Annotated in this window: 12 protein-coding genes; 7 read left to right on the top strand and 5 right to left on the bottom strand. The window is 41.0% G+C overall.

Annotated elements, in window-relative coordinates; translation table 11 throughout:
• Nucleotides 1-186: 186 nt before the first annotated feature.
• On the bottom strand, nucleotides 187-1,146 hold the full coding sequence (locus RMZ95_RS15190) for an NAD-dependent epimerase/dehydratase family protein (protein WP_322682675.1): 960 nt from the start codon (nucleotides 1,144-1,146) through the stop codon (nucleotides 187-189).
• 628 nt (nucleotides 1,147-1,774) lie between these two features.
• Between RMZ95_RS15190 and purD the strand changes: the two genes are divergently transcribed.
• The 5 genes from purD to RMZ95_RS15215 all read left to right on the top strand — a co-directional run bounded on the left by purD (nucleotide 1,775) and on the right by RMZ95_RS15215 (nucleotide 16,910).
• Nucleotides 1,775-3,055: a phosphoribosylamine--glycine ligase gene (purD, locus tag RMZ95_RS15195; protein ID WP_322682676.1), complete on the top strand. Its 1,281-nt coding sequence runs from the start codon at nucleotides 1,775-1,777 to the stop codon at nucleotides 3,053-3,055.
• On the top strand, nucleotides 3,048-3,392 hold the full coding sequence (locus RMZ95_RS15200; protein WP_322682677.1) for a XisI protein: 345 nt from the start codon (nucleotides 3,048-3,050) through the stop codon (nucleotides 3,390-3,392). The genes purD and RMZ95_RS15200 overlap by 8 nt, the downstream gene beginning before the upstream one ends.
• Nucleotides 3,393-3,724: 332 nt before the next feature.
• On the top strand, nucleotides 3,725-5,671 hold the full coding sequence (nblS, locus tag RMZ95_RS15205) for a two-component system sensor histidine kinase NblS (protein ID WP_322682678.1): 1,947 nt from the start codon (nucleotides 3,725-3,727) through the stop codon (nucleotides 5,669-5,671).
• Nucleotides 5,672-6,195: 524 nt separating this feature from the next.
• On the top strand, nucleotides 6,196-11,637 hold the full coding sequence (locus RMZ95_RS15210; protein ID WP_322682679.1) for an AAA family ATPase: 5,442 nt from the start codon (nucleotides 6,196-6,198) through the stop codon (nucleotides 11,635-11,637).
• A gap of 419 nt (nucleotides 11,638-12,056) precedes the next feature.
• A complete protein-coding gene (locus RMZ95_RS15215; protein ID WP_322682680.1) occupies nucleotides 12,057-16,910 on the top strand; it encodes a non-ribosomal peptide synthetase in 4,854 nt (1,617 codons plus the stop codon).
• A 396-nt stretch (nucleotides 16,911-17,306) separates the two neighbouring features.
• Here the strand turns inward: RMZ95_RS15215 and RMZ95_RS15220 are convergent, their stop codons facing one another.
• Entirely contained in the window at nucleotides 17,307-17,678 is a 372-nt protein-coding gene (locus tag RMZ95_RS15220; protein WP_322682681.1) for a zinc ribbon domain-containing protein, read from the bottom strand.
• 258 nt (nucleotides 17,679-17,936) lie between these two features.
• Between RMZ95_RS15220 and RMZ95_RS15225 the strand changes: the two genes are divergently transcribed.
• Together RMZ95_RS15225 and RMZ95_RS15230 are read left to right on the top strand one after the other, a co-directional pair.
• Nucleotides 17,937-19,316 (top strand): AAA family ATPase, encoded by a 1,380-nt coding sequence (locus RMZ95_RS15225; protein WP_322682682.1) that lies wholly within the window; start codon nucleotides 17,937-17,939, stop codon nucleotides 19,314-19,316.
• Nucleotides 19,316-20,032 carry a chromosome partitioning protein ParB gene (locus RMZ95_RS15230; RefSeq protein WP_322682683.1) on the top strand — a complete coding sequence of 239 codons (717 nt, stop codon included), beginning with the start codon at nucleotides 19,316-19,318 and terminating at the stop codon, nucleotides 20,030-20,032. Before RMZ95_RS15225 ends, RMZ95_RS15230 begins: the two co-directional genes overlap by 1 nt.
• Nucleotides 20,033-20,242: 210 nt before the next feature.
• Here RMZ95_RS15230 and RMZ95_RS15235 read toward each other — a convergent pair whose 3' ends face one another.
• From RMZ95_RS15235 to RMZ95_RS15245, 3 genes are all read right to left on the bottom strand, one after another.
• Entirely contained in the window at nucleotides 20,243-21,190 is a 948-nt protein-coding gene (locus RMZ95_RS15235; RefSeq protein WP_322682684.1) for a glycosyltransferase family 2 protein, read from the bottom strand.
• Nucleotides 21,191-21,256: 66 nt separating this feature from the next.
• On the bottom strand, nucleotides 21,257-22,285 hold the full coding sequence (locus RMZ95_RS15240; protein ID WP_322673050.1) for an Npun_R2821/Npun_R2822 family protein: 1,029 nt from the start codon (nucleotides 22,283-22,285) through the stop codon (nucleotides 21,257-21,259).
• 299 nt (nucleotides 22,286-22,584) lie between these two features.
• Complete coding sequence (locus RMZ95_RS15245; RefSeq protein WP_322682686.1) at nucleotides 22,585-23,034, bottom strand: hypothetical protein; 450 nt, start codon at nucleotides 23,032-23,034, stop codon at nucleotides 22,585-22,587.
• Nucleotides 23,035-23,464 lie beyond the last annotated feature (430 nt).

Raw genomic sequence — 23,464 nt, forward strand, 5'->3', positions numbered from 1 at the left:
TTAGCAGACTATTCTGAGAAAATTTTGCGTGGTATTGCTTATAAATATGGTAATAATAGCCATGAGTATCAGATGGCTGGGGGTACTCGTAAAAGCGATGTCTACGACGGGCTACGCCTACGCAAGCGTGCTGTGCGCCAAGGTGTTGTTTGACTACTAGCTAAGGGATAAAGAGAATAAGGAAAATTAGGAAGATAGGGAATACAAAGATTTCACCCACTCCCATTCCTGCGTCAAACCCTCTTTTAGAGAGACTTGCGGTTGATATCCGAGAATTTTCTGTGCTTTAGATACATCAGCAGCCGTGTGGCGCGCGTCTCCCATCGCTTTTTCTATGTGGTTTCTTTTGATTGGCTTCCCAACAATTTCTTCAATCGTATTTAAAACTTCTGCTAAAACCACCCTGCTCCCACCACCGATATTAAAGATTTCTCCCACTGCTTGGGGTGCGGTAGCGGCGGCTAAATTAGCGGCGACAATATCACTAACAAAGGTAAACTCCCGCGTTTGCTGGCCATCGCCGTAAATAGGAATCGCCTCATCGTGCAAAATGGATTGAAAAAATTTATGAAATGCCATATCTGGGCGCTGTTTGGGGCCATAAACTGTAAAATAGCGCAATGTCACACAGGGCACACCAAAGTTTTTGTAATACAATTCACACAAAAACTCTGCTGCTAGCTTGGTAATGCCGTAAGGAGAAACCGGTTGAGGACAAATTTTTTCGTGGGTAGGTAATGTTTCTGCATCACCATATACACTAGATGAAGAGGCAAACACTAATCTTTTTAAGTGTTTAGCATCCTTAGCTGCTTCCAGCAAAACTTGTGTAGCGTTAACATTTCGTTCTGTATAGCCTCGAAAAGCTTTACCCCAACTTGCTCTGACCCCTGCTTGTGCCGCTTGATGGTAAACTACATCAACATCTTTTAGGAGTTTCTGCCAATCTAAAAACTGCATATCTCCTTCAATTAATGCAAAATTAGGTAAACGATACAAGTGTGCAACATTGTTTCGCTTTAACATCGGATCGTAATAATCATTAAATTCATCAATCCCGATTACTTCGTTTCCTTGTTGTAGCAATGTTTCTGCAAGATGAGAACCAATAAAGCCTGCGACTCCAGTAACGATAATTTTAGCCATGTTGCCGATTTTTTCTATCCTGATTAACCGCGATATTCACAGGTTAATAATTATAATCAAAAATCGGTTATTAATTGAAGATTATTTTATAGATAGGTTGAATTATATCAGCATAAAAGATAATTAAACTAATACATTTATGCTAAAAATGTGTTATGAACTTGATGGAGTAATTACTAATAATAAAAACTAAAATTTTACTAATTAGTTAAATTTAATTTTTAAAATAAATGCAGTTGGAATTCAATAACTAAAATAGCTGAAAAACCCAAGGTTTTACCCCACCCTAACCCTCCCCTTGTAAAGGCTACGGTGTACACACAAGTCTGAAATAGCTAAAAAACCCAAGGTTTTACCCCACCCTAACCCTCCCCTTTACAAGGGGAGGGAACAAGATTTCTTATTTCCCCCCTTTATAAGGGGGGACTAAGGGGGGTAAATCCAGGGTTTGTGTGTACACCGTAGCTCAATATATCGGGGGGATTAAGGGGAGTGGAATTTTAGGGGACTTTTACAACAGGTATACTAAATCATCAGAAACTTGCACAAGTGTGAAAATTGATGAAAAAATTGATCCGCGAGAGCAGTTAAGGTATTCTCATTTTGCAAGGGACGCACGAGGAAATCAGTGAAAGTTTTAGTCGTTGGTAATGGAGGGCGCGAACACGCTCTGGCGTGGAAACTGTTGCAATCTAAGCAAATTGAGCAAGTTATCTGTGTACCAGGGAATGGGGGGACGGCAAGTATGGAACGTTGCCAGAACTTGCCCTTAGCAGTAGACGATTTTGAGGGAATGAGCCGATATGCTCTAGAACATGGCATAACTCTGGTAATAGTTGGCCCAGAAGTTCCCCTATCTAAGGGAATCACAGATTACCTCCAAAATAAAGGATTGATGGTATTTGGGCCAGTCAGAGCCGGAGCGCAAATTGAAGCGAGTAAAGCTTGGGCAAAAGCCCTGATGCAAGAAGCAGGGATTCCAACGGCACGGGCTGCGGTATTTACGGAAGCTGCGGCAGCAAAATCTTACGTCAAATCTCAGGGAGCGCCCATTGTTGTTAAAGCTGATGGCTTGGCGGCTGGTAAGGGTGTAACGGTGGCTGAAACAGTTACACAAGCAGAAAGTGCCATTGATGCAATTTTTCAAGGGCAATTTGGCAATGCTGGTGAGTTTGTCGTCATTGAAGAATGTTTGATTGGGCAAGAAGTGTCAGTTTTAGCGTTGACTGATGGGTTAACAATTAGACCCTTGTTGCCAGCGCAAGATCATAAGCGGATTGGTGACGGCGATACAGGCGAAAATACTGGCGGGATGGGAGCATATAGCCCCGCACCCATCGCTACACCAGAGTTGATGGCACGCATTCAAACAGAAGTATTAGAAAGAGCGATCGCCACCTTAAGAGCTAAAGGCATTGATTACCGAGGCGTGCTGTATGCTGGGTTAATGATTGCACCCGATGGCGATTTGAAGGTTTTGGAATTTAACTGTCGCTTTGGCGATCCCGAAACCCAGGTGATTTTACCACTGTTAGAAACACCCCTAGAAGAATTGATTCTAGCTTGCGTACAGCAGCGCTTAAGTGAATTGCCGCCCATTGCTTGGAAAGGGGGAGCATCTGCGACTGTCGTTGCCGCTTCCGGTGGTTATCCAGGAGAATATCAAAAGGGGCAGGTGATTACTGGCATTGAGCAGGCAGAAGCAGCAGGAGCAACTGTATTTCATGCAGGTACGAAATTGAACCAGCAACAAGAAATAGTCACAGATGGGGGTCGAGTATTAAATGTGACCGGAATCGGAGAAAATTTTGAGCAAGCGATCGCTCAAGCCTACGCTAGTATCAAACATATTCAGTTTCAAAGGATGTATTACCGAAAAGATATAGGGCATAAAGTGGTTAATGGATAAATTAACTGAGTATCCCCAGATAATTAAGCGTATCCTTACTGAGTACGTAGAACTATGCAACCGTCGTTCTAACCGAGACATCGAAAGATTCTTAATTATCGATGAGCCAAAGGGTCACTATATTTGGATGAACCTTGGTTGGCAAAATGGCGAACGCATTACTGGTATGACTGTCTACGTTCGGATTCGAGATGGCAAATTCTGGATTGAGGAAGATTGGACTGAAGATGGAATCGCAACTGACCTAGTTCGTGCAGGTGTTGCCAAAGAAGATATAGTTTTGGCATTCCATGAGCCTAAAATGCGGCAGTACACAGATTTTGCAGTAGCATCCTAACGATCGCTAATTTTTTAGTTGTTGGGGTTTGAGGAAAACAGGAGAGAGAAAGTTAAACTAATGCCTAATACCCTTCAGGAGTTCTGAGTGCAGGGCGTTGAGCCAGTGCTGAATTGGTAATCTCACTTATGTTACTTGGAACTTGGAACTGTTTTGCTCAATGCCCACTTGCCCTGAGCGTTCGCGTAGCGTCTCGCAGAGAAGCCGTTCGCGTAGCGTCTCGCAGAGAAGGGATGCCTCATTCCCCATTTCCCTAACATATTTGTCAAATTAACTGTTAATTTTTAAGTTGTTGGGCTTTATAACAAAGACTACTAACAACTTTATTTAAGATGCTAAGTCTGTTCAAATCAATTCGAGATGCGATCGCAAGTTGGTGGTCGGAGTTCACTCTCCAAACTAAACTGCTGGCTGTGGCCACAATGGTAGTTTCGTTGGTGATGAGTGGTTTAACCTTCTGGGCTGTAAATACAATCCAGCAGGATGCGCAGATGAATGATACCCGCTTTGGTCGTGATTTGGGGCTGCTGCTTGCTGCCAACGTTGCCCCCTTGGTCGCGGACAATAATCTCACGGAGGTTGCCCGATTTTCCCAACGTTTCTATAGCAGCACCTCTAGCGTGCGTTATATGCTTTATGCCGATGAAAACGGGGAAATCTTTTTTGGCATTCCTTTTTGGGAAGCCGAGGTAGAAAATTCTCTTACCATTAAACGGCGGATACAACTGCCAGAAGATTATCCTGGTGATGGGGAAAAGCCGATGGTGCGGCAACACACAACCCCAGATGGAACAGTCACCGATGTATTTATTCCCCTGATTGTCAATAAAAAATACTTAGGTGTATTAGCGATCGGGTTCAACCCCAATCAAACCGCTGTTATCTCTACCAATTTTACCCGCGATGTCACCATTGCCGTTTTTATCACAATTTGGGTAATGGTGATTTTGGCAGGAGTGATTAACGCTTTGACCATCACCAAGCCGATTAAAGAACTACTGGTGGGGGTAAAGCAAATTGCTACCGGGAATTTTAAGCAGCGGATTAATTTACCTTTAGGCGGCGAACTAGGAGAATTAATTTTCAGCTTTAATGAGATGGCAGAGCGATTAGAGCGCTATGAAGAACAGAACATTGAAGAACTAACCGCAGAAAAAGCCAAGCTAGAAACTTTAGTTTCCACGATCGCAGATGGTGCTGTGTTGATTGACAACAACATGCAGGTGATTTTAGTCAACCCCACAGCAGAGCGAATTTTTGGCTGGGAAGCCGCTAATGTAGTCGGTTGCAATGTCTTGCATCACTTGCCAGCATCAGTACAAATCGAAATCACCCGTCCCTTGTACGAAATGGCAGTAGGCGAATGCGAAAGCGCCGAATTCCGAATTTTTATTAACCAACCCACCCCACGGACGATCCGCATTCTTTTGACTACAGTACTCAACCTGCAAAGAGAAAGCATCAAAGGTATTGCGATTACTATTCAAGATATAACCCGTGAAGTCGAACTAAACGAGGCAAAAAGTCAATTTATCAGCAACGTTTCTCACGAACTGCGAACGCCTCTATTTAACATTAAAACTTATATTGAAACCCTGCACGACTACGGCGAAGACTTGGCTTTACAAGAACGGCAAGAGTTTCTGCAAACAGTCAACCATGAAACCGATCGCCTCACCCGCCTAGTTAACGATGTTTTGGATTTATCAAAACTCGAATCTGGTCGCAACTACAGCTTTGATGGCGTAGATTTGGCCCAAGCGATCGAGCAAACCTTGCGTACTTACCAACTCAATGCCAAAGATAAAGGTGTTGAACTTGTTCAGGAAGTTGCCCCTAATTTGCCGCTAGTATTGGGTAATTACGATCTGTTAGTACAAGTGTTTGGCAACCTAATTGGTAATGCGCTTAAATTCACCAAAGCCGGTGGTAAAGTAGCAATCCGCGCCTACCAACTAGATTTCAACCCCAGTCACAGCGAATCTGTACCAGTGCGGATTGAAATTTCCGATACTGGAATTGGCATCGCCACAGAAGATCAACACTCAATTTTTGAACGCTTTTTCCGCGTAGAAAACCGAGTTCACACCCTAGAAGGTACGGGTTTAGGTTTATCGATTGTTAGAAATATCATCGACAGACATCGTAGTAAAGTCCATCTAGTGAGTGAAGTCGGCATTGGCACCACTTTTTGGTTTGACTTAGCCATCTTTGAAGAAAAAGCGCCGTTGATACAAGTTGAACCGATTGCGGAAACATCCAAAATTACCACAGTTTGAAAATTGCAGAAGCATCCAAAATCATCACAGCTTGAAGATTAAAGATTGAGTATGGTTTGTTATTTTTGACTATTCCCGATAGTGGCAATTTTGGATGAAGCTTTTGAAGAAATTGCCACACTTTATTCAATTTATAGATAAGAGTTGATTAGCGATCGCTCTCTAGGTGGATCGTCTCACAAAATCGCATTGCTTTCTTTTGAATCTAGAAATACTACACTAACTGTTCGCATAGTTGTTGATATAACTGTCATTGACAATAGACTTCTTGGCATTTGTCGGTAAAAGGGTAAGGGGGAAAGGGGAAAGGAACAATAAAAACCTTTTCCCTTTTACCTTTCCCCTTTTACCGCCTCTTGCAAAAATTACTTTTGCAAGAGGTCTAATCTTCGTGCAAACAGCATTGAATTTTGCCTAGTTGTGGCTCAATTAATTATGTATACAAGTTACGGAATGTTTATTCTGCCAAATTCTTGGGAAATATTAAAATTATCAACTTCTTCTCAAAATTTTAACTTGACCCTATGACGACGCTGGCAGCAATCCCCGATTCAAATCCATTGCCGTATATCCCTGGTTATGCCATTGTTAAGCAGCTATATGCAGGTTCTCAGACAATAGTTTATCGAGCAGTGCAGGAGTCAAGTCAGCGTCCGGTGGTGATTAAACTATTACGGCAAGACTACCCCAACTTTAACGAGTTATTACAGTTTCGTAATGAGTATGCAATTACCAAAAATCTCAACATTCCTGGCATAATCCATCCATTAAGCCTAGAAGCATACGCTAACAGCTATGCCTTAGTGATGGAAGACTTTGGCGGCATTTCCCTACGGGATTATACCCAAAATTATTCCCTATCTTTAGGGGAATTTTTAGAAATAGCCCGACAAATTGCTGATATTCTCCATGATGTTTGCCAGCATCGAGTCATCCACAAAGATATCAAACCTGCCAACATTCTGATTCATCCAGAATCACAACAAGTCAAGCTGATTGACTTTAGCATTGCCTCCCTCCTCCCCCGCGAAACCCAGGAAATCCAAAATCCGAATGTCTTGGAAGGAACCCTTGCCTATCTTTCCCCAGAGCAAACCGGACGAATGAATCGCGGCATTGATTACCGCAGTGATTTCTATGCTTTAGGGGTGACATTGTACGAACTTTTGACTGGACAATTACCCTTTCAATCCAACGATCCGATGGAGTTAGTACACTGTCATTTAGCCAAGCTGCCACTCGCTCCACACAGTATTAATCCAGAAATTCCCGCGATCGCCTCAGAGATAGTATTGAAGTTAATGGCGAAAAATGCCGAAGATCGGTATCAAAGCGCCTTGGGTTTGAAATATGACTTAGAATGCTGTCTCAATCAATGGAAAGCAACGGGTAGAATAGAAACCTTTGTCTTGGGACAACGGGATGTGTGCGATCGCTTCATTATCCCCGAAAAACTCTATGGGCGAAACACAGAAGTTACAACCTTGCTCAAAGCTTTTGAGCGCGTCGCTAATGGCAGTTCAGAAATGATGCTAGTAGCAGGATTTTCCGGGATTGGTAAAACTGTGGCGATCAATGAAGTCCATAAACCGATTGTCAGACAACGCGGTTACTTCATCAAAGGCAAGTACGATCAGTTTCAGCGTAATATTCCGTTTAGTGGCTTTATGCAAGCCTTTCGCGATCTGATGGGACAACTGCTGAGTGAGAGTAATGTCCAATTGGCGGCGTGGAAAGCAAAAATTTTGGTTGCTGTAGGTGAAAACGGACAAGCAATTGTTGATGTGATCCCGGAACTAGAGCGAATTATCGGTCAACAGCCGCCAGTCCCAGAACTATCTGGTAATGCTGCCCAAAATCGTTTTAATTTGCTATTTCAGAAATTTATCGAGGTTTTCACCACCCCTGAGCATCCGCTAGTGATGTTTCTGGATGACTTGCAATGGGCAGACTCGGCTTCTTTGAATTTGCTGCAATTATTGATCGGTGAAGCCAATTCTGGATATTTACTCATTCTGGGTGCTTATCGAGATAATGAAGTTTTTCCGACTCATCCCTTGATACTAACGCTGGAACAGATTCAGCAAGCCCAAGCTACCGTCAATACCATTGCCCTGCAACCCTTGTCCGAAATAACGGTGAATCAATTGGTGGCAGACACCTTAAGTTGTCCCAATGAACTGGCTCAACCCCTGACGCAATTGGTATATCAGAAAACCAAAGGGAATCCCTTTTTTACAACGCAGTTTCTCAAAGCACTACACGAAGAGGGTTGCATTCAGTTCCAGCCAGAACTGGGTTACTGGCAATGCGATCTGGCTTCGGTGCGGCAGTTGGCATTGACCGATGGAGTGGTAGAGTTCATGGCATTGCAGTTACAAAAACTTCCGGTGGATACACAGGAGCTTTTGAAACTGGCGGCTTGTATTGGCAACCAATTTGATTTGAAGACCTTGGCAATGGTTTCTGAAAAATCACTGATTGATATAGCGACCAACCTATGGACGGCGTTACAAGAAGGGCTGATTCTCCCGATTAGCGAAACCTACAAGTTCTTCCAATCAAATAACTCAGACCATATCGATCGCGGTGGTGAGATTGTCGTTCCTTATAAATTCTTGCACGATCGCGTCCAACAAACTGCCTATGGTTTGATTCCAGAAGATCGAAAACAGTCTATCCACTTCCAAATCGGGCAACAACTGTGGGCAAATACGCCGGAAGCAGAGCGAGAAGGGAAAATTTTTGAAATTGTCAATCAATTGAACTACGGTCTGAAATTGACATCTCAAAAAAGTTCTCCTGGATTGTTGAATGCACAAAATGGTGACGAAATCTCCAGGCTGCAAGAATTGGATCTAGCTCAACTGAACCTGCTTGCAGGACAAAAAGCCAAGGCAGCAACCGCCTATGAAATGGCAAATAAATACTTCACAGCAGGGCTGGCAGCGCTCCCAGAAAACGGTTGGTCAGATCGTTACGACCTGACCCTTGCCCTTTATACAGAAGCGGCTGAAATTGAGTACCTGACTGCCCATTTCGAGCAGGCAGAACGGCTTTCAGAAATTGTTCTTCAGCACGCCCAGGATTTGCTGCAAAAGGTCAAGATGTATGAAATCAAAATCTATTTCTACATTGCTCAGAATCAAATGCTGGCAGCAATCGACATCTGTCTGCAAGTGCTGGAATTTTTGGGCGAACCGCTGTTTAAAGAACCTCCACAGGAGTTAGCGATCGAGGATTTAATTAACCTTCCAGAGATGCTCGATCCGCACAAGTTAGCAGCCATGCGAATTGCGATCGCAATGGTCACTCCCAGCCTGAACGCTAAACCAGAGTTGTTACCACCGATTGCTTACACACTAGTGAACCTATCGATTCAATTTGGCAATTCGGCATTTTCAGCATTTGGCTACACTTTCTATGGCCTGGTTCTATGTGGTACCCCAACCGGAATTGAAAAAGGCTATCGGTTTGGACAATTAGGATTAAAATTGCTGGAGCGCTTCAACGACAGGAAATTGTATGCAAAAGTGGTTAACATTTTTGATGTGTTTGTGCGGCACTGGCAAGAACCCGCTCGCAAAACGATCGCTCCTTTACGTGAAGCTATTCAGGTTGGATTAGAAATGGGTGATGTAGAGTATGCCTGCTACAACGCCGCCTCCTACTGTAACTATCTTTTCTTCATCGGTGAAGCACTGGAGCAGGTAAATCAGCAACAGCAAAAATACATCGATCTGTTGTTGAAATTCAAACAAGAATATCAAATTTATTTCAGCCAGATTTGTCGTCAGCTGGTGTTGAATTTGATGGGAGCAGCAGAAAATCCCTTAATACTAGTTGGAGAGAGTTTCGACGAGCAAAAAATGCTGCCGATTTTAATTGAAACTCAAAACGGAACTCTCTTGTTCCTGCTCCATCTGGCAAAGACCATTCTTCTGTTCATCTTTGAGGACTATCAGCAGGCACTTATCCATGCTCAAGAAGCCGAAAAATACCTGGGAAACATGGTTGGCTTCTTGCAGTTTGCCGAACATAATTTCTATTACTCCCTCGCTCTTTTGGCTACCTGTTCAAATGGCAATGAAGCAGAGCAACAATCGGTACTAGAAAAAGTTGCAGAAAACCAGAAAATGATGAGTCAGTGGGCGTTTCACGCTCCTGCCAATCATCAACACAAATACGATTTAGTTGAAGCAGAGCGGGCAAAAATTTTGGGTCATTTAGACGCAATGACCTACTATAAAAAAGCCATTCAGGGGGCAAAAGAAAACAACTACATCCAAGAAGAAGCACTCAGCAATGAGCTGGCCGCCAAATTCTATCTAGCTTGGGGCAAAGAGAAGCTGGCCGCAGACTATATGCAACAAGCCTACTACTGCTACGCTCATTGGGGTGCAAAGGCGAAAGTTGCCCATTTAGAAGAACAATATCCGCAACTACTAACAGCTATTCTCCAATCGCCTAATATTGCTATCACATCTACGGCAACCATCCCCTTAACTTTGATGAGAAGTGTAACTAAAAGTTCTAGCAACCAAAATTTATACTTAGATTTACAAGCGGTGATGAAAGCCGCACAAGCCATCTCTCAAGAAATTGAATTAGAGAAACTGTTGGCAACCTTGATGCAGATCGCGATCGCCAATGCTGGCGCCCAAATCGGTCATTTGGTTCTTCGCCAAGAGGAACAATGGTTAGTTGTAGCTCAAGCCGATCGAGAACTGGTAAAAACTTTAGAAATTCCCCTGGAGCAATACTCAGAAATTCCCCAAAGTTTGATTTATGCAGTAGCAAGAACTCAAGAGACGGCTGTGTTTGAAGACTTGAGTACAGCAGTGCAATTTGCCAGCGATCGCTACATTCTCACTCACCAGCCCAAATCAGTTTTATGTACTCCCATTAGTCGCCAAGGAAAACTCATCGGTATTTTGTACCTGGAGAACAACTTAATTTTAGGCGCTTTTACTAGCGATCGCATCGAGATTCTCCAACTCCTAACTAGTCAAGCCGCTATCTCTATGGAAAATGCTCGTTTGTATCAACAAACCGAAAACTATTCTTACACCCTAGAAGCAGAGGTAGAACACAAAACCCAAGCTCTCAACCAAAAAGCCCAAGATTTAGAGCAGACCTTGAAAAAATTGCAGCAAACTCAAGGACAATTAATTCATAGCGAAAAAATGTCATCCTTGGGTCAATTGGTAGCTGGTATTGCTCACGAAATTAACAATCCAGTTAATTTTATTAAGGGTAATCTCACCCATACAGAAAATTACATTCAAGATATGATGCGTTTGCTGATACTTTATCAGCAGGAATATCCCCAACATAATCCAGCTATTCAAGCGATGAAGGAAGAAATTGAGCTTGATTTTCTGTTTAAAGATGCTAATAAAACCTTAGAATCTATGAAGATTGGTAGCGATCGCATCAGCAAAATTGTCCAGAGTTTACGCAACTTTGCTCGCTTAGATGAAGCCGAAATCAAAGCTGTAGATTTACACAGTGGGATTGAAAGTACGCTGTTAATTTTGCAACATCGCTTACAAGCTTCTGAAAATCAACCCGAAGTGCGCGTCATTAAGGAGTATGGCAATCTACCTCTGGTGACTTGCTATCCTAGCCAGTTGAATCAAGTCTTCCTAAATCTGATTAACAATGCCATTGATGCGATTCGAGATAATGCCCAAAGCAGCCAACACCCAGAAATTCGGATTCGTACTGGAGTAATAGATCGTGAATGGTTACGAATTGCGATCGCCAATACAGATAGTAGCATTCCTGTAAATCTGCAAGAGCGAATTTTTGAACCGTTTTTCACTACAAAACCCATTGGTCGCGGTCAAGGTTTGGGCTTATTTGTCTGCTATTCCATTATCCAACAACATCGCGGTACTTTAACTGTGCGTTCTCAGCCCACTGAGGGAACTGAATTTGAGATTGTTCTCCCTATCTATTAGACATCTTGCAAAAGTTACTTTTACTTTCCGGTTGGGGAAAGGTTACTGGGTTTGAAAAAATTCCATACCTTTACAATACTGCACGCTTTGTGGATTTTTAACTCGGAATTGGATTTGGGGAAAAGGTTAAAGGGTAAAGGTTAAAGGTTTCTTCTTTCCCCTTTACCCTTTACCCTTTTCCCTACAAATGCCAAGAAGTCTCTGGAGGCGGAGCCTTCCAGAATGGGTTAAGAGCCTGGAGGCTCTTAACCAGTCAGAGCCAAGGCTATATCTTACAGCTATTTTCAGGTAAATAGACCACGCGGTAGGGGCACAGCATTGCTGATATGTGTCAACTTCAGCGTAAAAACTTTTCATTGTGACTAGCCAATTTAAGTATTTTAGAATAGGTTAGTAGTATCAAAAACTACTAATTTACTGTGAAAAATTCTACTGAAAGTTTTCAACAAGACCTCAGTTTACCCAAGATAGAAGTAGATCAGCTGCTTCTGGAATGGTATGAAAATCCAGCAGCTTACGTAAGTAATATATGTATCAATCAGTTGTTTGAATATCAAGTAGAAAAAACACCTGAGCAAATTGCGGTCATTTTTGAAGACAAACAAATTTCTTATCAAGAACTTAACCAGCGAGCTAATCAACTAGCGCACTATCTACAGACCTTGAATGTCAAACCAGAGGTTTTAGTTGGCATTTGCCTAGAGCGATCGCTGGAAATGATTGTTGGACTATTAGCCATCCTCAAAGCAGGCGGAGCTTATGTCCCCTTAGATCCAGCCTATCCCTCAGAGCGCCTAGCTTTAATGCTAGAGGACTCACAGTTATCGATACTGCTGACACAACAAAATTTACTTTCAAAGCTTCCAGAGCATCAGGCCCATATAGTTTGTCTAGATAGCGATAAAGAGGTAATTATTCAACAAAGTCAGGAGAATTTAACCTGTCTAGCGACAGATAAAAACCTGTCTTATGTCATTTACACCTCCGGTTCGACTGGTAAACCGAAAGGGGTAGCTATTGAACATCACAGCACAGTCGCTCTGTTGCATTGGGCCAGAGAAGTTTTTACAACCGAGGATCTAGCTGGAGTACTAGCAGCAACATCTATTTGTTTCGATCTCTCAGTTTTTGAAATATTTGTTCCCCTCAGTTGTGGTGGTAAGGTGATTTTGGCAGAGAATGCCTTGTATTTACCTAACTTACTTGCCGCTCAAGAAGTCACTCTCATCAATACAGTGCCATCTGCGATCGCAGAGTTACTGAGAATTCAAGGTATACCCGCTTCTGTTCGCATCGTTAACTTAGCCGGCGAACCTCTGCAAAATCGTTTGGTGCAGCAGATATATACGTTGGATAATATTCAAAAAGTCTTTAATCTATACGGCCCTACAGAAGATACGACCTATTCCACATTTGCCTTAGTTAACAAAGGTGATAGCAGTGTGACTATCGGTCGTCCGATAACCAACACATACTGTCTTCTGTTGGACGAACAAATGCAGATAGTCCCCACAGGTGTTTCTGGAGAACTATATATTGGCGGCGAGGGACTAGCTAGAGGCTATCTCAACCGTCCAGAACTGACAGATCAGCGATTTATTCCCAACCCTTTTGAGGAGGCAGGAGGCAGGCGGTCACTGAGCGTAGCCGAAGTGAGGCAGAAGGCAGGAGGGAGTAAATTATATAAAACTGGGGATTTAGCTCGTTACTTATCAGACGGCAACATTGAGTATATTGGGCGCATTGACCAACAAGTAAAGATTCGCGGCTTCCGGATTGAACTAGGAGATATTGAAACTGCACTGTGGCAACATCCTGATGTGCAAGAAGTTGTAGTGATTGCTAAAGAATTTTCCCCTGGCGACCAACGCCTAGTAGCTTACGTAGTTCTCAAGCCCGAATCATCAGACACAAATATTGGTAATTTACGCCGTTTTGTCAAACAGAAATTGCCCGACTACATGATCCCTTCTCGCTTTGTGCAATTGAGTGCTTTACCCTTAACAGCTAACGGAAAAGTCGATCGTAAGGCACTCCCAGCACCCGTTCAAACTTTGAATGCAAATGAGAAGTTTGTTGCTCCTCGCACGCCTATTGAGGAACGAGTAGCAGAAATTTGGTCTACTGTATTGGGTCTAAAAAACATTGGCGTTCATGACAATTTCTTAGCGTTGGGAGGACATTCCTTACTAGCCTTTCAGATCCTCTGCCGTATCCGCGATATCTTTCAAGTTGAGTTATCAATGCGGCATTTCTTTGAAGCGCCCACCATCTCTGAAATAGCTGACAGTATTAGACAAGCACAACAGAAAGACATAGGATATTCTGTTGTGCCAATACAATCCATTGGGCGCGATGGCGATTTACTGCTTTCCTTTGGGCAAGAACGGTTGTGGTTTATTGACCAGTTAGTACCCAATCATGCTTTTTACAATGTTCCTGAAGCCTTTCGCCTCAGAGGTGTACTCAACGCCACAATATTAGAGCAGAGCTTGAATGAAATTATCAAACGTCATGAAGTCCTCCGAACTACATATTCCAGTTTGAACGGACAACCCATACAGGTCATCCACTCAACTTTTCCCATCAAACTCTTAGTGGTGAATCTCCAAGGGCTGTCTCCAGACGATCGAGAATCTCAAGTCCACCAGATCGTACTTAAAGAAGCCCAACGTCCTTTCGATTTAGCTCAAGGGCCATTGCTGCGAACAACATTGCTGCAATTGAGTTCAGAGGAACATATATTCCTCCTCAACCTACACCACATTCTTTGTGATGATTGGTCTTTAAGTGTTTTGTTCGAGGAACTGTCAACTCTCTATCAAGCTTTTTCCACTGGCAACCCTTCGCCCCTTCCTGATTTAGCTATTCAGTATACAGACTTTGCAGCTTGGCAACGGCAGTGGCTACAAGGTGAAATTTTAGATAATAAGCTTGCTTATTGGCAGCAACATTTGAGTGGCAGTCTACCTATATTAGAATTGCCCACCGATTATCCACGACCATTAGAGCCAACATATCAGGGGGCGCGTCAATCGGTCGTTATCCCCAAATCTCTAACCGATGCCCTCAATGTTCTCTCGTGCCAAGAAGGTACTACCTTGTTTATGACCTTGTTGGCAGCATTCCAGACACTCCTATTTCGCTACACAGGGCAAGAAGACATTTTAGTAGGCGCTCCGATTAGCGATCGCCACCGTTCTGAATTAGAAGGGCTAATTGGGTTTTTGCTCAATACTTTGGTATTGCGAACCAACTTGTCTGACTCTCCAAGTTTCCGACAGTTGTTAGGTCGAGTCCGGGAAGTAGCTTTATCGGGTTATACTCACCAAGACTTCCCGTTTGAGAAGCTAGTTGATGCTCTACAGATCGAGCGAGGCTTGAACCAGAATCCACTAATTTCAGTGATGTTTCATCTTCAGAATACCCCAAGACCTAAGCTAACTGTTCCCGGATTGACAATGAACCGTCTGGAGATTGATAACGGGACATCCAAGTTCGATCTATACCTGGAACTGCGCGAGACAGCAGCAGGGATATCTGGCAACTTGGAATATAATACTGACCTATTTAAAGCTGAGACGATCGCTCTGATGGTGGAAAATTTTTCTACTCTAGTACAGAGTATTGTCTCTAACCCAGACCAGACAATTTCCAACTTACCCCTGTTAACATTCCCTAGCGATCGGCAAACTAAGCGAGTATACAACGGCAATATAGATATTCGCAGTCTACCAGAGCCTGAATTGGATAGAAGCGATTTGGAAGCAAAATTTGTCGCACCTCGTACTCTGATTGAGTCACAAATGGCTGAAATTTGGCGCCGAGTTTTAGCGATCGAAGAAGTTGGGATTCACGATAATTTCTTTGAGCTTGGCGGTAATTCTCTACTAGCATCTAGGTTGATTTTTTTTGTGAGAGAAATCTTTCAAGTAGATTTACCTCTAAAAAGCTTGTTTGAAAAATCCACCATAGAAGCGCTGGCTCAGGTAATAGAGACAGTGCGTCGAGATGGCGCTTCTGCTTTAACCAGTGCGATCGATCTAAAATCTGAGGTAGTACTCGATCCCGCCATCGATGCTCAAGGAAGGACTGTTGTTCAGGTCGATGAATTGCGTCATGTTTTTCTCACAGGAGCTACAGGCTTTTTGGGGGCTTTTTTAATTGATGAACTGCTACATCAAACTCAAGCAAAAATATACTGCCTAGTGCGCTCCCCGAACGAGCATGAAGGGTTAGAAAAGATTCAACAAAACCTAGAAAAATATTCCCTTCATCACCCAAATTTTAGCTCTAATGTAATTGCAATTCCGGGAGACTTAGAACAGCCATGTTTGGGTCTTCCTATTGAACAGTTTGAAAAATTGGGTTTGCAAATTGATGCTATTTATCACAGTGCTGCCCAAGTGAATTTTGCTAAACCATACTCTGCAATCAAGGCATCCAATGTCCTCGGAACTCAAGAAGTTCTCAGATTAGCTTGTATGGGCAAAGTCAAACCAATGCATTACATTTCTACCGTTGCTGTTTTTGGTGCAATCAACCATTTTACAGGACAAAAACTAGTTTACGAAGATGACGATATCCAGCTTTGTAAAGACTATGTTGCTTTGGATCTCGGCTATTCTCAAACCAAATGGGTAGCCGAAAATCTTGTATGGGTTGCCAAGTCTAGGGGAATACCTGTTAGCATCTTCAGAACAGGGTTTCTCATGGGAGATAGCAAAACAGGTATTGCTCATACAAAAGATGCTTATGTACCTAGAGTTATTAAAGGATGCATACAGCTTGGTAGTTATCCTGAACTCATAGAGCAAAAAGAAGAAATGATTCCTGTGGATTACGCCAGCAGAGCAATTGTCCATTTATCTAAAAAACAAGAATCTCTAGGAAAAGCTTTCCATATAGTACCGCCACCAGACCAAAATATTCCACTCATCGAGCTTTTTGAGGTTATTTGTTCTTATGGTTATCAACTTAAGAAGTTACCATATACTCAATGGAAAGATGAGCTAATTGCAAATTTCAGGCACTCTCAGGAAAATGTTTTACATCCGCTTTTACCGATGATGTCTGAAAAAGTCTATCAAAATTCTTTGACAATCATGGAGTTGTATCAAAATACAGTTGATTATGACTATCAAAATACTCTCAATGGATTGGCAGATTCTACAATTATTTGTCCACCAATGGATGTTAAACTATTTGATAAATACTTTTCATATTTCGTTAGTAGTGGTTTCTTAAATTCACCACCTTTAAGACAGGAGTAAATGTTCGCGCTATAATTTTCAGCTTAACATCTCCTTCAACTTTCTTCAGTAATTCTGGAGTGCATAGTATGATTTACCTACTATTGAAGAAGACAATGTTTGGCTGGCAGACCGGAATTGTTGTACACTCAAGTTCTTATTTGGTATTGCTGCTGAAAAACGCTACTTTATTATCCAAGAGCATCAAAGTATGCTTTAGCAGGCGACTAATGATTTCTGGTTAGTGGGTCAAAGCGATAGTAATACTGTATTTGGTGCTGATGATGGTCAACTGTTAAAGGCACGTCGTATAAAAGGGGAGCATCTTACTTTTGCAAAAGTGAGATGCTCCCTTTTTAGTTCTGTATTAGACTCAACACAGAAGCGTTGTATTCTTAACTCCCCAGAGAACCCAAATCAAGACCTTAATATCACGAACAACAAACAGATCAATAATAAACCCAAAAGTAACAGCAAAGCCTGATTGCGTTTTACCCAACTTTTCACAGTTACAGCAAAACTCTTAGTGTAACGCTGCTGTTCCAACTCTAACTTTGTCTCTTCAATATTTTGGTAGAGGGTACAGTCTTTGGCGTAGGGACGTTTAGGAAAATTGCAAGTATCATCAGCGTGATAGGTGCAGGTGTCGCACAGATACCCATCCCCAGCGGCGCGGTGCAATGGAATACCGGGATGACCGTAAGCTTTAAGTGTAGTCCGACAATAGGGACAACTAATAGCTTGACTATCAACAAGTTGATGGCAGTGGGGACAAGATACAGTAGCCAAAACCTTTAGCGCAAATAGGTAAACACTTTGATTCTAGCCATTTACAGGGATAATGGGGAAATACATACGTAGTCTGTTAATTTTGAATATGGCTAGCTGTCAAAATTGGTTACTTTATCAGCAGAAGTACTAATTTTATGATGATTTTTTAGATTTTATAAGTGATTTCTATCACTCAACATAATTAAGGCTATGCCATAATCTAGCAAATATCAGGTTTTGTCCCAAGTCCAATAATTAATTAGAGGTAGAAAAATATTGCTTTTTAATCCTGAGCTGTGCCGTAACGAAAGCGAAGTTGAAAGCAAACTCATAGTGCAATATTTGCTACCACAGCTAGGTTATACTCCTGACACCTGGCATCAAGAAGTTGCCATTGGTAGCATCCGCTTAGATTTCTTAGCATTTGCCGCACAAGTGATTCCCTTTGTTTTAGATGCCAACTCACCGCTGAGTGTTGTCATGGAGGCAAAGCATCCCAAACAAAACTTAAATCATCATGTCTCCCGACTCAGACATTATTTAACCAGCTTAAATGTTAGGTATGGATTGCTGACTAACGGCAAAGAAATTAGAATTTATCAGAAATTACAATACGATATTCAACTAGTATTTCAATGTTCTGGGAAAGAAGTTGAGACAGAATTAGAGAATATTAAAGGTTTAATTGGTAGAGAGAGCCTAAAAGAAGGACAGTTAGTAGATAAACCAGAAATTCAAATAGAAAAATATTCAACCTTTGAAATAAAGAGGCAAAATTTAATGAAAACAATTGCAATCTACCACAATAAAGGCGGCGTTGGTAAGACTACTGTTGCAGTTAATCTTGCAGCAGCATTAAGTAAAAAAGGTAAAAGGGTACTTTTAATTGATATAGATTCTCAGGCAAACACTACTTTTGCTACAGGACTAATTAAATTTCAATTTGAAGAAGATGATAATTTAAGAGAGCGAAACATATACCATTTGTTAGAATCAGGAGATTTTAACTTTATCCCAGAAGTAGTGCGTACATCTGATTATTTCAACAATCCAGAAATTGATGTTATTCCTTCACATATTACATTGATTGAATATCAGGAGAAACTGAATAGAATATTACCTAGTAGGAGCAGGTTAGTAACAAAACTAAAAAGGGTAGAAAATAATTATGATATTGTAATTATTGATACCCCTCCATCAAGAGATTTGTATGCTGAAGTTGCACTGATTGCTAGTGATTACCTGATAATTCCATCGGATTTGAAACCATTTGCTAACCAAGGTTTACCAACGGTCAAAAACTTTGTTAATCAAATTAATGAATCCAGAGAAATCATGGTGGGTAAGCCACCAATTAGTATAATGGGCGTTCTTGCCTCTAAAATCTCAACAAATGCTAAATTTTTACAATACAATTTTCCTAAACAGAGAGAAGTAATTTCAGATCGCTATCAACTGCCACTAATGGAAGCTGTAATTTATGACAGAACAGCGTTATCAGAATGTATGAATCAGACTATCACGGTTGGAGATTTAGAATATCCTGACCCTAAGTCTATTATTAAATTTGCCGAATTAAAAACTTCTGCTCAAATTTCTGCTGAAGAATTTAATGTATTAGCAGATGAAGTTATCCAAAAATTGGGGATTGATTAATGATTAATTTTTCTTTGGTGGATGTAAAAAGTATTACTTCTAATGAACCTCGTTCAAATTTTGCAGAAGCTGATTTAGAGAACCTTGCAGACATAATTATAGAAACAGGAGGAATTATCAGACCATTAGTTCTGAAAGTAACAGGTGTAGAGAGCTATACGGTAGTTGATGGACATTTTGAATATTATGCTGCTGTCAGGGCAAGAGAAAAAAATCCTCGACAAGGTGAAATGGTTAATGCTTGTGTTATTGCCCCAAAAGTAGAGGATTTAGTAGTAAAGCAAGTTGTATCTCTCAAAGGAATTGATTCTTCTACTAAACCAGTAACACCACAGCCTGAAACAACAAAGTTAGAACCACGTCTGACAAATTTAGAATTACGTCTTGAGAAGCAATTAAATGAATTTAAGTCAGAATTTATACAAGAAAGGCAAAGAATAGATAGTCAGTTTAAGCAACTTGAAAACCTTATTCCCCAAAAGGGTGAACAGACCAATCCACTTAGTTTATTGAACTCTTTGGATAGAGACGAGTTATCCAGAAAGTTACAACGCTCTAGAATTCGTGGGGCTGAAAAACTTGCAAAAGACATATTTGATGCTCGACGCAAGAAACCGAAGCAAGAGTTTGAAGATTATCGTGATGTAGTAAAATCTGTTAAGAACTTGGGTGATAAAACAATTTTGACTATTATTGATGAGTGGTCAAGAAGTTAGTAGTTAGTTAAATAAGCAGCTAGTAGGTTGGGTTGAACGAAGTGAAACCCAACGATTAAGGCTTAATGTTGGGTTTCGTTCCTCAACCCAACCTACGTAGCTTAAAGTTTTTAGGGCTAACTGAACCGTATTAGGAGAAGTTCTTCACAGTGTAAAAACCCTGTATAATTTTCTCTGCATCTCTACGTGAAACATTTCAAGAACTATTTTCTAACCCCGCATCTGTCGCAGTGCATTAAACGCCTTAGCTCGCAACCCAACTGGTAACAACGATAAACCTAAACCAGTCCAAGCTTTAGCAGTCGAAAAAGACTGTCCCGCTAAAACTAGCTCTCTGCCTTTTTGCGTTTCACCCTTTTCAATTAAACGCAAACCTAATAATAATTGTGTTTCAGTTAAACGATTTTTCCTGACCTTTTCTAATTTTTCAGACTCAAACTTATAATTTTCTAAATACTGAATTTTATCAAATAAATAAGGAATGGCTCGATTAATACCTTGCTGCTCTGCATGGTAGCGATATTCCATCAATAATTCTGGTAAGTAATAGCCCTTTTTTCCAGCCAAAGCCAGACGTACAAATAAATCATTATCCTCACAATTTTGCAGATTTGGCTGCATATATCCTAATTCTTGCAAGGTTTTACGGCGAAATAATGTCGCCCCAACTTGAAAGCTTTGCTGAATAAATACAACTTCCAACAAATTATTTACAACACCTGCTGATAAATTCTTCCTACCCCAGCGATGAGAATTTTCTTGAGTTTTTGCCTCATCCCGGACATTGTTAATATCAATTATCCAATGGTCTGTACCAACAAAATCAATGCTAGAGTCTTGAGCAAGAATAGCTGATGTACTTGCGAGAAAATCGGGTGTTAGGCGGTCGTCATCATCAAATTTAATAAAATATTCACCACTGGCAGCATCAAAACCAGAGCGCATATTATTACTTTTACCAATATTTTGCTGATGACGGATATATTTTATCCGATCGTCTCTGTATTGTGACATCAATTCGGGTGTGCGATCGCTAGAACCGTCATCACAAATAATTAGCTCAAAGTCTTGCTCAGACTGGTTGAGTACACTGTCAATTGCGAAAGGCAGTAAATTAACTCGATTAAACGTGGGAATGGAAACACTAACTTTAGGCATTTTTGCAAGATGAGAGTGGACATTGCTCACTAAACTAAACGCTTAATGAGCAAGGCTGGGCAAAAGCTAGGTGTAGGAAATAGTTTGATTAATTTTATTCCAAACTTTTTTGATAAATCGATTGCTTCTAGCCGCTATGGTAGGTGGCTTTAATCGCTTCGGTTTTTGCTCTGGTTGCTTCAGAAAGCGATAGTGTAAAAATTCATTTTTGTAACGAATATCAACATCTTCACCTTTACACAAGCGGGCAAATCCAATAGCAGAATAGCCCATATAGTGAAGACGATGAATTGGTTTTAATCCCTGTTGGTTGTAAAGAACATTATCAATATTCACAAATGGATTTGCATTAGCACAGTTACCAGTTCTATCTTCACCATTGGGACTGAGTGTAAAGTTAAATAGTGGTCGAGCAATTCTAAAAGTCATGTAACTAAATAAATCTGCGTCACACCACCAAGCGATTTCGTTAATCAATTCTACTTCTTTATCTTCTATCAATCGCTTTTTGAGTATTTTTAATTCTTCAGCGCCTAAAATACCCTTTTTTGAACCAAAAAAACTAGAACAGTGGATTTCTCGTCTGATTTCAGATTCAGGCAAAGACATTTTTTGTTCTAACTTCGGCAAGTCGAAAGCTGCAACTGAAGTTTGTTTTGTGTGTTCCCAGTCATCAAACACAAAGTCGTATTGGTCTAGTTTTTCTAAAACCTTATCCAACTTATTCATTGCCAAACTATCAGCATCATAAAATACAAATCTTTCAAACTCACCATCAAAAGCACACATTTTTCGGATTAAATTATTTTTTTTATTCCATTCGATAGAAGGTTTATTTTTTCGACCATTTCTTGGATAAGCGTTCCAAACTTGAACGGCAAAATCCTCCCATTTTTTGATCGAGCTTTTATTGTCAAACAAGGTGACATTTGGTCGAGAATGTATCTCCTGTTTAACTCGTTTTAAGCGGTCATCATAGGGAATAATACAAATAGGAATATCTGGACTAACATTTACCTCAATGCTGTTTAGCAAAGCTACTAGTTGGTCAAATACCACGTCATTAGCCAGTGTATAAATCCCAAAATTATCCATTGTAATAAATTCTTTTGATTTTTGATTTACTGAGTAAAGCCAATTCTCTGTGAAGCTGCACATCATTTAGACCCCTTCCAACCTTCCCAAACTCGCGGGAAGCGCCGCAGGTAGTGGGGTTATTTCTACACATCTTTATACAGAATTGGTCTAACGCGAATAATACATCGCTATTTTTTGACCGATTATTCTCAAATAATAATATACACATTTTCAACTTGATGCTGAAATAAGCAGGAAGTTATTTTAGTAACTAATAATACTAAATATTACTCAAATACTTAGAAGTGCTTAAAACTCTAGCTGTTAAACAATTGCCTCCTAGAGAATAATCTCAGTAACCCAGCGGTTCCCACACCCCAAGCCCCATTAACCAATAAACCTGTGACTATTCCCACAAGTTTCCAGCCGCCTGCGATGGGTTGACCCTTAAGTGGTGCAACTACAAACCAAGCCACTAGCGTCGGAGCAATTGCACCAAAGACTAAAGCTCCTAACCAATAGTTTTTATCGTGTCGAAAACGAGGTGCAATTACTACCAAAATCAGTCCCCAAATCCCTCCCCAGAAAGCATTTGACCAAATTTGCGGGATTCCTAATGGTTGTGTTGGTGCAGTTGAATAAGGGGCGCGAGGTGTAAAATTTACTGCATGTAGCAGCGCCAATACACCTTGATGAAATAGCAAAACAGACACAAAGCCTGCAATAAATCCTAATGCAAATCGAGATAAGGCAGCTTTTTGAGTCATTGCTTATACAAAAAGGTACTTATTTGCAGTTGCAGATGTGACTTTAATGATTGACATTTCCCATTCCCTTTTCTCCATTTTCTTTAGAGCTTGCTTCTGAGAGTTGTCTATGATAGTTTGCTAATTAGTCTAAATACAGTAAGTCTATCGAATTACCGTACTTTGTTGAACACTATCGTTAATATAGCCGAAGGAGTGCAGAGTTAAGAGTACTTAAGTACTTTACCAAATATATGACAAGTGGAAAAGCCAATCTTGCCGATTGGGAAGTAGATACTTGATATAAACCTGAATTTTTCAACCTATCGAGAGCATTTCCGATCGACCAAGTGTCTGCTGCGATCGCACTCAAAAAAATCACCAACGTCAAGGATGGAAAGTAAACTTAGTTTCCTGAACTTAGTAGCGAGGATAGCACCCTACAATGAAT

The sequence above is a fragment of the Nostoc sp. DedQUE07 genome (assembly GCF_034530975.2).
GTDB lineage: Bacteria > Cyanobacteriota > Cyanobacteriia > Cyanobacteriales > Nostocaceae > Nostoc.